Origin of the sequence: Bartonella sp. PS7NMGDW (genome assembly GCF_042193585.1) — a bacterium.
Taxonomy (GTDB): Bacteria; Pseudomonadota; Alphaproteobacteria; order Rhizobiales; family Rhizobiaceae; genus Bartonella; species Bartonella grahamii.
In genome coordinates, this window is record NZ_JBHILX010000013.1 from 28,977 (window position 1) to 42,531 (window position 13,555).

The 13,555-nt window shown below is 36.7% G+C and carries 12 protein-coding genes, 2 tRNA genes and 1 pseudogene; 11 read left to right on the plus strand and 4 right to left on the minus strand.

The features are described 5' to 3' along the window. The first annotated feature begins 254 nt into the window (after nucleotides 1–254). From ACFIKJ_RS07490 to mazG, 7 genes are all read left to right on the plus strand, one after another. On the plus strand, nucleotides 255–2,573 hold the full coding sequence (locus ACFIKJ_RS07490; protein WP_375627352.1) for an NADP-dependent malic enzyme: 2,319 nt from the start codon (nucleotides 255–257) through the stop codon (nucleotides 2,571–2,573). 215 nt (nucleotides 2,574–2,788) lie between these two features. Next, the gene (locus tag ACFIKJ_RS07495) at nucleotides 2,789–3,073 is read left to right on the plus strand and encodes an acyl carrier protein (protein WP_375626449.1); all 285 of its coding nucleotides are present in this window, start codon (nucleotides 2,789–2,791) and stop codon (nucleotides 3,071–3,073) included. A gap of 10 nt (nucleotides 3,074–3,083) precedes the next feature. Beyond that, on the plus strand, nucleotides 3,084–4,259 hold the full coding sequence (locus tag ACFIKJ_RS07500) for a beta-ketoacyl-ACP synthase (RefSeq protein ID WP_375651990.1): 1,176 nt from the start codon (nucleotides 3,084–3,086) through the stop codon (nucleotides 4,257–4,259). Between the two features lie 14 nt (nucleotides 4,260–4,273). After that, a complete protein-coding gene (locus ACFIKJ_RS07505) occupies nucleotides 4,274–5,548 on the plus strand; it encodes a beta-ketoacyl-ACP synthase (RefSeq protein WP_375626446.1) in 1,275 nt (424 codons plus the stop codon). Between the two features lie 58 nt (nucleotides 5,549–5,606). Further along, on the plus strand, nucleotides 5,607–6,635 hold the full coding sequence (locus tag ACFIKJ_RS07510; protein ID WP_375626444.1) for a zinc-binding dehydrogenase: 1,029 nt from the start codon (nucleotides 5,607–5,609) through the stop codon (nucleotides 6,633–6,635). Nucleotides 6,636–6,641: 6 nt separating this feature from the next. Further along, nucleotides 6,642–7,571, plus strand: coding sequence for a lipid A biosynthesis lauroyl acyltransferase (locus ACFIKJ_RS07515; RefSeq protein ID WP_375627364.1), 930 nt, complete (start codon nucleotides 6,642–6,644; stop codon nucleotides 7,569–7,571). Nucleotides 7,572–7,604: 33 nt separating this feature from the next. Further along, the gene (gene mazG, locus ACFIKJ_RS07520; protein WP_375626442.1) at nucleotides 7,605–8,420 is read left to right on the plus strand and encodes a nucleoside triphosphate pyrophosphohydrolase; all 816 of its coding nucleotides are present in this window, start codon (nucleotides 7,605–7,607) and stop codon (nucleotides 8,418–8,420) included. Nucleotides 8,421–8,490: 70 nt separating this feature from the next. Here mazG and ACFIKJ_RS07525 read toward each other — a convergent pair whose 3' ends face one another. After that, entirely contained in the window at nucleotides 8,491–8,856 is a 366-nt protein-coding gene (locus ACFIKJ_RS07525) for an iron-sulfur cluster assembly accessory protein (protein WP_015856470.1), read from the minus strand. Between the two features lie 605 nt (nucleotides 8,857–9,461). Here ACFIKJ_RS07525 and ACFIKJ_RS07530 point away from each other — a divergent pair. After that, a tRNA-Pro gene (locus tag ACFIKJ_RS07530) sits at nucleotides 9,462–9,538 on the plus strand. Nucleotides 9,539–9,800: 262 nt separating this feature from the next. Here the strand turns inward: ACFIKJ_RS07530 and ACFIKJ_RS07535 are convergent. After that, nucleotides 9,801–10,268, minus strand: a complete 468-nt coding sequence (locus ACFIKJ_RS07535; protein ID WP_375626440.1) for an Hsp20 family protein — start codon at nucleotides 10,266–10,268, stop codon at nucleotides 9,801–9,803. Nucleotides 10,269–10,548: 280 nt separating this feature from the next. Here ACFIKJ_RS07535 and ACFIKJ_RS07540 point away from each other — a divergent pair, with 280 nt between their 5' ends. The 3 genes from ACFIKJ_RS07540 (at nucleotide 10,549) to ACFIKJ_RS07550 (ending at nucleotide 12,789) form a co-directional block, all read left to right on the plus strand. Continuing rightward, entirely contained in the window at nucleotides 10,549–11,466 is a 918-nt protein-coding gene (locus tag ACFIKJ_RS07540; RefSeq protein WP_375653759.1) for an alpha/beta hydrolase, read from the plus strand. A gap of 789 nt (nucleotides 11,467–12,255) precedes the next feature. Then, a complete protein-coding gene (cpdR, locus tag ACFIKJ_RS07545) occupies nucleotides 12,256–12,618 on the plus strand; it encodes a cell cycle two-component system response regulator CpdR (protein WP_005773448.1) in 363 nt (120 codons plus the stop codon). 96 nt (nucleotides 12,619–12,714) lie between these two features. Further along, nucleotides 12,715–12,789 (plus strand) — tRNA-Val (locus ACFIKJ_RS07550). An 89-nt stretch (nucleotides 12,790–12,878) separates the two neighbouring features. Here the strand turns inward: ACFIKJ_RS07550 and ACFIKJ_RS07555 are convergent. After that, a complete protein-coding gene (locus ACFIKJ_RS07555) occupies nucleotides 12,879–13,265 on the minus strand; it encodes an XRE family transcriptional regulator (RefSeq protein WP_375653761.1) in 387 nt (128 codons plus the stop codon). Nucleotides 13,266–13,329: 64 nt separating this feature from the next. After that, a pseudogene (locus ACFIKJ_RS07560) lies at nucleotides 13,330–13,555 on the minus strand (DNA adenine methylase); the annotation flags it as partial.

Consider the following 13,555-nt stretch of genomic DNA (forward strand, 5'->3'; position numbering starts at 1 on the left):
AAATATTTTATTTTTTTGTAAACTAATCAATTTTTATGAGTTTTATTAAGGAGAGAGAAAGAAAAGTGCTGCTATCAATGAAATTATTCATGCACACAAACAAAAAGAATCATCAAACTGGTTTTACGATCCAGAAGAGTTTGCTCATGCTCATGCATTTTGATATTCAGAGAAATGAGGATCTATTAGTGGACAAAACCTTATCGTAGATGGAACATTTCATATACACATACGCTAACTTGGATATCATAAAAATGCCTAGAGAACGAAATAGTGATTTCAGTTCACCAAAAGCTGAACTTGACAGTGCCGCACTTTTTTATCACCAATACCCAAAACCTGGAAAATTGGAAATACAAGCAACAAAACCTCTTGATAATCAACGTGATTTAGCTCTTGCTTACTCTCCAGGCGTTGCAGCACCATGTCTTGCGATTCATGAAGATCCCAATCTTGCTGCTCAATATACCTCCCGTGCTAATTTAGTCGCTGTTATATCCAATGGAACTGCTGTTCTTGGTTTAGGAAACATTGGTCCACTGGCGTCAAAGCCAGTTATGGAAGGCAAAGCAGTTTTATTTAAAAAATTTGCGAATATTGATGTTTTTGATATTGAAATTGATGCATCCGATATAGAACAAATGGTGCAAACAATATCGACCTTAGAACCTACATTTGGTGGTATTAATCTTGAAGACATTAAGGCTCCTGAATGTTTTGACATCGAAGAAAAGCTTCGTGCTAAAATGAATATTCCAGTTTTTCATGATGACCAACATGGAACTGCCATTATTGTTTCTGCGGCTGTATTAAATGCCTTAAATCTTTCAGGAAAAAAAATTGAAAATGCAAAAATAGTTACCTCAGGTGCAGGTGCTGCTGCCCTAGCTTGTCTTAATCTTTTGGTTCGTCTTGGGGCGAAAGTTGAAAATATTTGGCTTAGTGACTTAGAGGGAGTTGTTTATGAAGATCGCAAGACCCTTATGGATCGTTGGAAAATCAATTACGCACAAAAAACAGACGCACGAACTTTATCTGATATTATTGATGATGCAGATATTTTTCTAGGCCTATCTGCGGGTGGTGTTTTAAAGCCTGAATATCTTAAAAGAATGGCTCAAAATCCACTCATTTTAGCACTGGCTAATCCAGTACCAGAAATTATGCCTGAAGAAGCACGCTCTATACGACCAGACGCAATGATCTGTACAGGACGCTCTGATTATCCCAATCAAGTTAATAATGTCCTTTGTTTTCCCTATATCTTCCGTGGTGCATTAGACGTAGGTGCTAGTGCAATTAATGAAGAAATGAAAATGGCCGCTGTTCATGCGATTGCTGCCCTTGCACGTGAAGAAACTTCAGATGTTGTAGCACGTGCATACTCAAAAGAACCACCCAATTTTGGACCAGACTATCTGATCCCCTCTCCTTTTGATCCGCGTTTAATACTGCGTATTGCTCCCGCTGTTGCTAAAGCAGCAATGGCAACTGGTGTCGCCATTCGTCCCATTGAAGATATGGAAGCCTACTATGATATCCTCAATCGATTTGTCTTTCTTTCTGGTTTAACAATGAAACCTGTTTTTGCTGCAGCAAAAACAGCAAAACGTAAACGCGTCATCTATGCGAATGGTGAAGATGAACGCGTCCTTCGTGCAGCACAAGTTGTCATTGAAGAACAAACAGCAACGCCTCTCCTTATCGGCCGTCCACATGTCGTAGAAGCGAGATTAAAACGCTTTGGTTTAAGAATTCGTCCTGGTATAGATTTTGAATTAACAAACCCTGAAGATGATCCACGTTTTCGTGATTATGTTAATTTATTTTTTCATTATACAGGAAGACGTGGTGTTACGCCTGAAATGGCAAAAACTGTAGTGAGAACATCAACAACGGCTATTGCTGCCCTTGCTGTCATGCGTGAAGAAGCAGATGCAATGATTTGCGGCTTAGAAGGACGTTTTGAACGTCAACTTGAATTAATTGAACAAATTATTGGTCTTGATCCTAATGTTCACCGTTTTTCTGCTATGAGTTTGCTTATCTCTCAACAACGTACTCTTTTCCTCACAGATACTTACGTCAATGAAAATCCTTCTGCAGAAGAAATCGCTGAAATGACTGTATTGGCAGCTCAAGAAGTTGAAGCATTTGGAATAACACCAAAAGCAGCCTTATTATCACACTCAAACTTTGGTTCTAAAAACACAGAAAGTGCGCGTAAAATGCGACGTGCAACAGAAATTCTTGCCAAATTACACCCTGAATTAGAAGCAGATGGTGAAATGCATGGTGATACTGCTCTTTCCAAAGTTTTTCGTGATCGTGTTTTTCCTGATTCTCGTCTTAAAAGTGAAGCTAATTTGCTTGTCTTTCCAACACTTGATGCAGCCAATATCACGCTCAACACTGTTAAAAGCCTCACAAATGCACTCCATGTTGGTCCTATTCTAATCGGGGCAGCACGTCCCGCCCATATCTTAACGCCTTCAGTAACTTCACGGGGAGTTGTTAATATAACAGCCCTTGCTGTCCTTGCGGCCAATAGAAAAAATAGTCTCGTAAAATAAATGCGCAATAAAATTTCAAAGTTTTTTAAAAATTGAGATATAGTGTTTCATGTACTGTAAACCTCTTATCTCTATAGATACTGTAAACCTCTTATCTCTATAGATAAAGACAGCTATATTTTGGATTAAGTCTTTTTTTAAAATAAAAAAAAGGCTAGAAGAACAATATTAAATGTATTTTGAATTTACTAACTCTATAATAAGGAATCCGTACATTGCCTTCCACGTTTGATAAAGTTGCTGATATCATTGCAGAAATCAGTGAAATTGATCGCAATACAATTACACCTGAAAGTCATACAATTGACGATCTAGGAATCGACAGTCTTGATTTTCTTGATATTGTTTTCGCTATTGATAAAGCTTTCGGAATAAAAGTCCCTCTAGAACAATGGACACAAGAAGTCAACGAAGGTACCGTTGCAACAGAAGAATACTTTGTTCTTAAAAACCTTTGTACAAAAATTGATGATCTCGTTGCCTTAAAACAGGCGGAGTAATTTTTTCACCATGCATGATCAATCTGTATTCATCACTGGTATAGGCCTCATAAGCTCTCTGGGGGAAGGAACTGATCAACATTGGAATCTTTTAAACGATCCAATCCGTACACCAAACCTAGATTGTACAACTTTTTCACCCTACACGGTTCATAAATTGCCCGAAATTGATTGGAGTTTACAAATTCCTAAAAAAAGTGATCAACGGCAAATGGGAACATGGCAGCGTCTTGGTACCTATGCGGCTGGTCTTGCTCTTGATGATGCTGGCATGAAAAATAATGAACAACTCACTTCAACAATGGATATGATCGTAGCAGCAAGTGGAGGAGAGCGTGATATTACTGTTGATACACAGATTCTTTCTAAAGCGCGCACAGTTGCCGATCATGCTTCTATGTTAAATGTTGCTCTTTCAACCGAACTTCGTCCAACATTATTTTTAGCACAACTTTCAAACCTTTTGGCAGGAAACATTTCAATTGTTCATAAAGTCACTGGATCATCTCGTACATTTATGGGAGAAGAAGGTAGTGGGCTTTCTGCGCTTCAAATTGCTGTAGCTCGTATTAAATCAGGTCAAAGTACCCATGCTCTTGTAGGAGGTTCCTATAATGCACAAAGTTATGATATGTTGTTGGCGCATGAGCTTGGTGGTCTTTTAACCCATAATGGATGGAGCCCAGTGTGGAATCGTGAAATCCACCCCGGCGGCGGTATTATAGCCGGTTCTGGTGGTATCTTCCTAGTTCTTGAAAGTGGAGAACATGCAGAAAAGCGCAACGCACGTGCTTATGCTGAAATTAGCCAAATTATTACAGACCAAACAGATAGAACCAAAATTCCACTTAGAGAATCAATTGCAACAATGTTAAAAACTGCGAGTGCTAAATCTGCCCTAGCCATTTCAGCAGCCTCAGGAGCTCACGAAGCAACAAAAGCAGAACAAAATGCTCTTGATGATGCTGATCTATCTTACCGTGGCATTACAACATTATTTGGTTATATGCGGGAAGCACAATTTCCTCTAGCTCTAGCTCTTGCAGCACTTTCAATTGAAAAAAAACACTGTTTTCCAGCGTTAAGTCCTCATGAAAAACCTTTTTCTAAAGAAGTACGTGAAATATTTGTTACAACTATTGGCATAAAAAGAGCTGAAGGTATTGTGCGTCTTACAGCTGTTTGAAGGGGATTTCTATCGTGAAATATCATGATCATTTTGGGCGTCCACTTGTCGCAATAACTGGGGCAGGCATTGTCACATCACTGGGACAAGGGAAACATGAAAATTGGCAAAAATTAACAAGCGGTATAAGCGGTATCCACAAAATAACACGTTTTCCCGTTGAGGGATTAAATACATATATTGCTGGAACAATTGATTTTCTCAAAGAAAGTACACTTGGTGCTTCAGCTCTTTCTGAGAAGCTTGCACATCTTGCTGCTGAAGAAGCTTTGGAACAAGCTGCTATTGATATAAAAAATTTTAATGGACCACTCTTTCTAGCAGCTCCTCCTGTTGAACTTGAATGGACCGCACGTTTTAGTCTTGATCAAGAGCAAGAATTCAATAATGAACCTTCTTATGCACATCTTCTTAAAGTCTGTAAGGATAAACTCCATGAAACGCTTTTTGAAACCACACAATTTGGTGCAATTGCAGAAAAACTTCAAAAAACATTTGGCACAAAAGGACTTCCTGTTACACTTTCCACTGCTTGTGCATCTGGTGCAACAGCAATTCAATTAGGTGTTGAGTCTATTAGACGGGGAGAGACAAATCGAGCTCTCATAATTGCGACAGATGGATCAGTTTCAGCAGAATCTCTCATCCGTTTTTCGTTACTATCCGCTCTTTCAACCCAAAATGATCCTGCTGAAAAAGCAGCAAAACCCTTTAGCCGTGATCGAGATGGATTTGTTATGGCAGAAGGCTCAGGTGCTTTTGTTCTTGAATCTCTTCAAAGCGCATTAAACCGTAATGCTACAGTTTTAGGAATTTTAGCTGGCTGTGGAGAAACAGCCGATGATTTCCACCGTACACGTTCAAAACCCGATGCATCACCAGCAATTGAATCCGTTCGCAAAGCTTTAGACGATGCAAAAATAACCATCAATGAAATTGATTATATTAATGCACATGGAACTTCAACACCTGAAAATGAGAAAATGGAATATCTTGCATTATCAACAGTATTCGGTGATCTTTTAGAGCATATTCCAGTCTCTTCTAATAAATCAATGATTGGGCATACATTAACTGCTGCTGGTGCAATAGAAGCGGTTTTTTCGCTTTTAACCATTCAATCGGGGATACTTCCACCTACAATAAATTATGATAATCCTGACCCTGCTATCCCTTTAGATGTTGTTCCTCATCATAGCCGTAAAGCCTGTGTCAATGCGGTTTTGTCCAACTCATTTGGATTTGGTGGTCAAAATATGAGTCTTGTCATCACTGCATATAAAGGATAATCCTTTAATAATAAAATTTTATAACGCTAACCTAATAACATATTTAAAGGGGATGGTAATGCGTGCACTGCAGCTCTTCGATGATCGTCGGCTTGAAATCACTAATATTTCCCCGCCATCTTCACCTAGTCTAGGTGAAGTAACTGTGCGGATAAAAGCCGTTGCTCTTAATCATATTGATGTATGGGGATGGCGTGGCATGGCTTTTGCGAAAAGAAAAATGCCACTCATCATTGGTGCAGAAGCCTCTGGTGAGGTTATACAAATAGGAGATGGCGTTGAACATCTCCAACTTGGACAGATTGTCTCAATTTATGGTGCACAAACCTGCGGAGTATGCCAAGCTTGTCATGAAGGACGGGATAATCTTTGCAGCCATGTAAAGGGAGTCTACGGTTTTCACCTTGATGGATTTGCGTGTGAGCTTGTCAATTTGCCAGCACGTTTATTAGTTCCATCACCTCCTCAATGTGATGAATTGCAGGCAGCGGTTGCTCCAATTACTTTTGGTACCGTAGAACATATGCTTTTCGATAACGCAAAACTACAAGCAGGAGAAACAATCCTGATACAGGCTGGTGGTTCAGGTATTGGCTCTGCAGCCATTCAACTTGCAAAACACATGGGCTGTACAGTTATCACAACTGTAGGTTCAGATGAAAAAATTGCAAAAGCACACTCTCTTGGAGCAGATCATGTGATTAATTATCGTAAAGATCGTTTTGAAGGTATAGTGCGTAAATTAACCCAAAAAAAAGGTGTTGACGTTGTTTTTGAGCATGTTGGTGTAGATACATGGAACGGTTCTTTGTTATGTATGAAAAAAGGAGCACGCTTAGTGACTTGCGGTTCTACCTCTGGTGTTTCAGCACCAATAAATCTCATGCAATTATTCCAGCAACAGCTTAAGATATTCGGTTCATTTGGCTGCCGTATGGAAAATATGAAAAATGCCATGCAAAAAATGGCACAAAAAGCCGTACACCCTGTCATTGATACAATTGTTGGGCTGGATGAAATTGATACAGCTTTAAAACGAATGGAGAGTCGTGATGTTTTTGGTAAAATTATCCTTAAAGTCGATTAAATCATGATGAAGCTTTCTCTTAAAAATCTCATATATCTTATTAAAATTATAGCTAAAAAAATATCCTACTTGTTATGGGCGTATCTGCTCTTTGGTTCTTTATTTATTCTAAAATGCTTTCCTGCCAAAATGGGAGTCTCTTTTTTTTCTTGGTTGGTAAAAAAAATTGGTCCCCTTTTACATCGTCATCAAATCACACTTACAAATCTTAGAGGTGCATATCCAGAAAAAACAGAGCAAGAACTCCATGCGATTGCAATAGAAATGTGGGAAAATATAGGACGTTTCCTAGCCGAATATATTTTTCTTGATAAAATTTTTGATTTTGATCCTCATGCGGACGAGCCAGGTTTCATTGAAGTTAAAGGCGTTGAAATATTTGAGCGATTAAAAAATGAAAAAAAACCACATATTTTTTTCACCGCACATACTGGAAATTTTGAACTTCTGCCTATTTGTGCACAAAGTTTTGATCTTAATGTTACGGTATTATTTAGACCACCCAATAATCCCTATGTTGCCAAACGAGTCCTTAAAGCACGACAAACTTCTATGGGGCATCTTATTCCCTCCAAGGCCGGTGCAGCATGGGCACTAGCAGCCAAATTAGAAGAAGGTGAAAATGTTGGTATGCTCGTTGATCAAAAATTTCGCCGCGGTATCATGGGAACATTTTTTAACAGACCTCTTAAAACAAATCCCTTAATTATAAAACTTGCTCGACAATATGACTGTGATATTTATCCAGCACGTTGTATTCGTTTGCCCAATGGACGTCATCGTTTAGAATTATATGAACATATAGAACTTCCACGTGATGAAAAAAATGATATCGATATAGCTGCTTCTACGCAAAAATTAAATGATATTGTTGAATCTTGGGTCCGTGAATATCCTGGACAATGGATGTGGTTACATAGACGTTGGGACATCTAACATAAGGCTCTATTGCTTACAAAGGAAGTGCAAATGTTAGCCTCAAAAGACATCAAAGATCTCGTTGCAATTATCACTGCATTACGAAATTCTGATAGCGGTTGTATCTGGCATAAAAAACAAACTTTTGAATCCCTCATACCCTATATGCTCGAAGAAGTTTACGAAGTCATCGATGCCATTGAACGAAAAAACCGAAAGGATCTCTGTGAAGAACTTGGAGATCTCCTTTTACAAGTTATCTATCATGCTACCATTGCACAAGAAGAAGGCAGCTTTACTTTTGAAGATGTTGTTTATGCAATCACGGCAAAAATGATTCGACGCCATTCTCACGTTTTTGGAAATGCCGAGCAAAAAAAACGAGGATTTATAAAAGAGGAGTGGGAATATATAAAAAAAAGAGAACAGGTTGAACAAAAAAGTTTGTGCGAAGAAAAAAACAACAATTCCTCCACAAGCATACTCGCACAAGTAAAACAAATCCAGCCAGCAAACCAAGAGGCACTTTCTTTACAAGAAGCAGCAGCTAAAGTAGGTTTTGATTGGAAAAAAAGTGATAAAGTTTTTGAAAAAATAGAAGAAGAACTCGAAGAGCTTAAAGAAGCCATCAAAAATAAACAAAATTCAGAGATAGAAGAAGAGTTTGGAGATCTCTACTTTATTCTCCTTAATCTCGCACGCCACTTAGGGATAGATTCACAAAAAGCATTAAAAAAAACGAATATAAAATTTCGAAACCGTTTTGCCTATATTGAAGAAAAGCTATCCACTCAATCTAAAACACTCACTGACGCATCCCTGAATGAAATGGAAGCGCTTTGGAAGCAAGCTAAAAATGAACAATAAAAAATACTAGATTTCTTCTACCTCAAAGAACAAGTTCCTCTAAAATTACTGAATTATAATTCAGCTCAGCTCAATTTGTTTTATATTGATCCTGCGTAGCAGGACGAAGTTCCACCGATTCGCCACACCCACATGCTGAAACTTGATTAGGATTTTTAAAGACAAAACCAGAACGAAGCGTTGTCACTTCATAATCCATCTGCGTCCCTAATAAAAATAACACCGCATCATGTGCTACGAAAACACGGGCACCATTCACTTCAACAACATCCGCATCTATCCCCTTTTCTTTGACAAGAGTAATTGTATACTCCATCCCTGCACAACCACCTTTTTTGATACCAACAAGAATACCCTGTGCATCTTTTGCATCCATAATCGCTTTAACACGATCCACTGCTGCTTCTGTCAAATTTATTACCGAAAAACGGCTCATCATTTACTCTTTTCTTAGTTCAATAGACACTTTGAAAGTTTTTCCTCTATAGTATTTTAGAAAAAAAACAACAAAACATAAATTAAAGTATTCTGACCTTGTTTATTTGGATAAAAACGCGTACCCGTAAAATGAGATTTATGATTATACAATCCAGAACTTACAATTTTTTGTCCACATAAAACGCAAAATACCTCGTCTATAAAAACTCTAAACAAAGGAAAACGTTTCAATACCATAATTCCCTCCTCTCCTTTTGAAAATCTTTATCTTTTTAGAAAAGTAACGATTAGATAAGGAAAAAATATACCTCCCGTACTCATTTGCTCCCCCCTTCTCCAATTCATACCCCTAAAGCCACCAATCTTACCCTTCACAATCTGCAAAAGTAATTAAATGCATAGATCTATTAACTATAGAGCTAAAAATTTAATGATTACAAAGAATTTTACAGATTCGTTATGTATCTTGAATTGATAACAAAATAGTGATGTCTAAAATTTTTACTTTCAAAAGCTCTAAGTGCAAGAGCATTTTAGATTTTATTCTGTTTATTTTTTCTCTTGCCTTTAAAGAAACAGTCATTTAATCGTTTTACACAAACTCGGAGCGTAGCGCAGCTTGGTAGCGCACTTGACTGGGGGTCAAGGGGTCGTGGGTTCAAATCCCGCCGCTCCGACCATTTTTTAAATGCTATAAAATAAAAAAATAAGCTTACTTAAAAAGTGGATTATCATGCATTTCAATTAGCACATACATGGATTTTTTCTTCAACTTAGAATAATGTTCAATAACATTTTATCATAAACTCGAAATAAGCGGTTTTATTAAAATAAGCTTCGTTCTGAGGAGAACACACACACAAAACGCGAGACCTTTTGCCTCGCGTTTTTTATTCTTCAGAAAAATTTATAATTATTCGGTCTCATATTTTCTAAATTTTCCTACACGACAATATCGCTGTTATCATTTTTTGTAATGGATGGTGACATCTGTACGGTTATTTTTTTGGGTTTTAATTCAGCTGGCATTTCCCTTTTAAGCTGAATATGAAGAAGCCCATCTCCAAGTTCTGCTCCAATAACCTTAACATGATCAGCCAAATGAAAACGCCGTTCAAAAGCACGCGAAGCGATACCTCGATAAAGGAACTCTCGCTCTTCATCATCATTTTCAGACTTTCTGTCTCCCTTAACGATCAGCTGGTTACAATGCGTTTCAATATCAATTTCATCTTGAGAGAAACCAGCAACAGCCATAGAAATTCTATAAGAATCTTCAGTTAAACGCTCGATATTATAAGGGGGATAAGAAGAAACTTCATTTGGTTGTGTTCTAGAATCAAACCAGTTAAAAAGATGATCAAAACCTACTGTGGAACGATAAAATGGTGAAAAATCTACCTGACGCATAATATTGCCCTCCTCTAGAGCGACTATAATTTAACAATTAATTCACAAAGTTCCCAAATGGCAAACTTACTTGTGAACCTGCGGCCCCATCATGGCAACCACACTATATTATCTGGTAATTGTTTTTCTTTATTTCAACTCTTTGGAACCTAAATTGATAAAAACTATCTAAAAAGCAATATACCCCTTTTTAAATCCTTTTTCTTCATTACATAAATGTCAAAGTCCTATCATTATCTCACGTTGCACTAAGCGGCAAATACACTGTAAAGGATTTCAATTGGAAACACCTATTTATCCCATAGACTGGGCTTCCACTCCTCCTAATATCCATCATGGTACTCTTAAAATAGCAATAGATCACGAAATTCGTTTTGCGATAACATATCCTGAGGTAGAAAAATCTAAAGGAACAATTGTTATTCTAAAAAGCTACGCAAGTACTTTAGAAAAATATTTTTTATTAATAAATGAAATTTCTAACCGCGGTTTTCATACAGCAATATTTGACTGGTTTGATCAAGAAAAAAAATCCTTCAAGATAAGAAAACAAAGCCGACATCATTGTTTTGATATAAATAGTGATATTAATGACTTATATGAATTTCTTAAAAATATTGTTTATCCTAATTGTCCGCCTCCTTACTCTATGCTCGCCTATGGTATAGGTGGATTGATGGCACTTAGCGGATTAGATCTCATTAATCATCGGTTTAATAAATTGCTCTGTGTTTCTCCCCTTTTTGCTCCATTCGGTAATAAAACGAATGGTTTTCAACATAAATTAACACAATTTCTTTCTGATATAGGTCTTGGCTTTATACCAGCGAAAGATGGGAAAAAATTAAACAAAACAAAACAAAACAATATACAATTGGGACACATGCATAAAGTGCCGTTCCATTCCATTAAGCCCCCAACATCCCAATGGATGGCATCGGTATTTAATGCGATCGATTCTATGAAAAGAAATGTACTCCACGGAGATTTACGAATTCCAACACTCTTTATTCTTGCCAATCAAAACAATATTGCAAATAACATTGAAGTGCGGCAATTATGCCAACACACACACCTGACAGAAAGTATTACTATTACAGGCGCTGAACTGGACACAATCATGGTTAATGAAAATTATAAAAAGCAATTTTGGGCTGCATTTGATGCATTTATTCCCGATAATGTATCTGTAAAATAACACTAAATCTTAATTTCCACTCCGCCCCATAAAAAAATTTCTACGAGTGTTGGATCTACAAACACTTCTTAATACAACGGATTTTACTTTCCAACCACTCATATGATTCGTTTTCTAGCCTCTACAGGCAAGCCATGACCTAAATATTTCACCAGGCATTCTAATAAAAACTATTATATAAATAAAAATATTTTGTATAATTAATAAAAATGAAGATAATAAATCTATCTTAATATAGCATGATACATATTTATAAATAAATCATCAAAATACTATTTTTGATATATTATTAAGTGTTAATTTAATATTATATTTAGAAAAATAATAGTTTTTATCTATTTAAGGAAAAAAAACTGAAAATAAAGCGCATTTATAATATTTATTACAAATCTCTATAAAAACAAATAACTATAAAATTTCTATTTTTAGGAGAACTTTTTAAAAACAATAAATTAACATAATATTCTTCTAATTTCTCGATATAGCAAGTCCCTACAGTAACGGTTTTCATAAGTTTTTTAATGAAATTCTGATAACAATCAGCGAATTTAAAAGATAGCAATGAATCACCTTAAAAGTTCTAGAGAACCCCTTCTTTTTTCAAAATCACATATATTTTGAATTTAACCAACTCACAACGAATATGCTGTATTCTGAATAAGAATGTAAGAATTAACCATTTTGCCATTCATTTCAATTATGAGCATTTTACCGTCTTTTTTATAAATACTCTATATTGTATAATTGATGCGGCAAAACTCTGACAAATGGAGCCATTGGAACATAATCATGAAACGAATCCTGCTCGCAGAAGATGATAACGATATGCGTCGCTTTCTCGTAAAAGCCTTAGAACGTGCAGGCTACGAAGTCGCCGATTTCGATAATGGTATTAGCGCGTATGAACGTTTACAAGAAGAGCCATTTTCCCTTCTCCTGACTGATATTGTGATGCCAGAGATGGACGGAATCGAACTCGCACGACGTGCTACTGAGATTGACCCCGATTTACGAGTAATGTTCATTACAGGTTTTGCAGCGGTAGCACTCAATTCAAATAGTGATGCCCCTCCTGATGCAAAGGTTCTCTCTAAGCCATTTCACTTACGTGAACTCGTCAATGAGGTTGAAAAGATCCTTATCGCTGCTTAAAAAGTATTTTTTAAGTTATTTGCATCTGTTGAAAGAGAAAACGAAATTAGGCATTGACGTTTGTCATTCTATATGGTGTATGCAACATCAATGAATGGGCGTGTAGCTCAGCGGGAGAGCACTACGTTGACATCGTAGGGGTCACAGGTTCAATCCCTGTCACGCCCACCAGATTCTTTTTCTTATCCTATAACTTGCTGTATTTATACATCTTTTTTACTGTGAGGAATGTCTGAATAAAGTTAGAGGAATAGGGTTTTTTAACATTTCTCTACAAAGGTAGCATTTTTCTCTCTGTTTGATTCGCGAATTACTTCTGGTATTTGTTTGAATTTTTCTAAATCCTCTTGTGTAAAAATATCTATAAATCTAGAAAACATGCCAACAGCTTCACGCCTCAACCGATCAGAAGTCTTGATTGTAAAACTTTTGCGACAAGCATAAGCTGCTTTTCTTAAGAGTAAAGCCTTCTCTTGATCTAAAGCATAGAGTTCAATTATCTTTTGTCCTACAGGAACAGATTTTTTGCCAATCTCGACAGAAGATAAAAATGCTACAGATATGTCTAATTTCTTAGCCATATCTAAGAGGCGTTCTGAGTGATCAAGACAAAGTTTCCGTAAAATTTTACCAAAGGATGTAAGCATCAAAAAAGTCCTGTTAGAGAAAAAATATTTCTTCTGATTCTAACAAATCTTTTTATGATTTTTTTCAGTTATTACGAATCAAGAGTTCTTTTCGAAGAGTTTTTTTTAGCAAAACCAGATGTCCAAAGGGCCTCTAATTCTAAAAAGTCAAAATCCCTAAAGATCTCTCGAACCTCATCACTATCATTCAGACTCAAGACAAATTTACCTTGGATGCTTTTGAGAACTTTTGCCATACTCACAAAATCATCTTCAACAAAATTCCCAGAGCTGTAACACTTCTTCTTTAC

Excerpts from the sequence above, each read along its gene's own strand:
- ACFIKJ_RS07490 (WP_375627352.1), top strand. The coding sequence starts at position 255 with ATGCCTAGAGAACGAAATAGTGATTTCAGTTCACCAAAAGCTGAACTT.
- ACFIKJ_RS07500 (WP_375651990.1), top strand. The coding sequence starts at position 3,084 with ATGCATGATCAATCTGTATTCATCACTGGTATAGGCCTCATAAGCTCT.
- ACFIKJ_RS07510 (WP_375626444.1), top strand. The coding sequence starts at position 5,607 with ATGCGTGCACTGCAGCTCTTCGATGATCGTCGGCTTGAAATCACTAAT.
- ACFIKJ_RS07515 (WP_375627364.1), top strand. The coding sequence starts at position 6,642 with ATGAAGCTTTCTCTTAAAAATCTCATATATCTTATTAAAATTATAGCT.
- mazG (WP_375626442.1), top strand. The coding sequence starts at position 7,605 with ATGTTAGCCTCAAAAGACATCAAAGATCTCGTTGCAATTATCACTGCA.
- ACFIKJ_RS07525 (WP_015856470.1), bottom strand. The coding sequence starts at position 8,856 with ATGAGCCGTTTTTCGGTAATAAATTTGACAGAAGCAGCAGTGGATCGT.
- ACFIKJ_RS07535 (WP_375626440.1), bottom strand. The coding sequence starts at position 10,268 with ATGCGTCAGGTAGATTTTTCACCATTTTATCGTTCCACAGTAGGTTTT.
- cpdR (WP_005773448.1), top strand. The coding sequence starts at position 12,256 with ATGAAACGAATCCTGCTCGCAGAAGATGATAACGATATGCGTCGCTTT.
- ACFIKJ_RS07555 (WP_375653761.1), bottom strand. The coding sequence starts at position 13,265 with ATGCTTACATCCTTTGGTAAAATTTTACGGAAACTTTGTCTTGATCAC.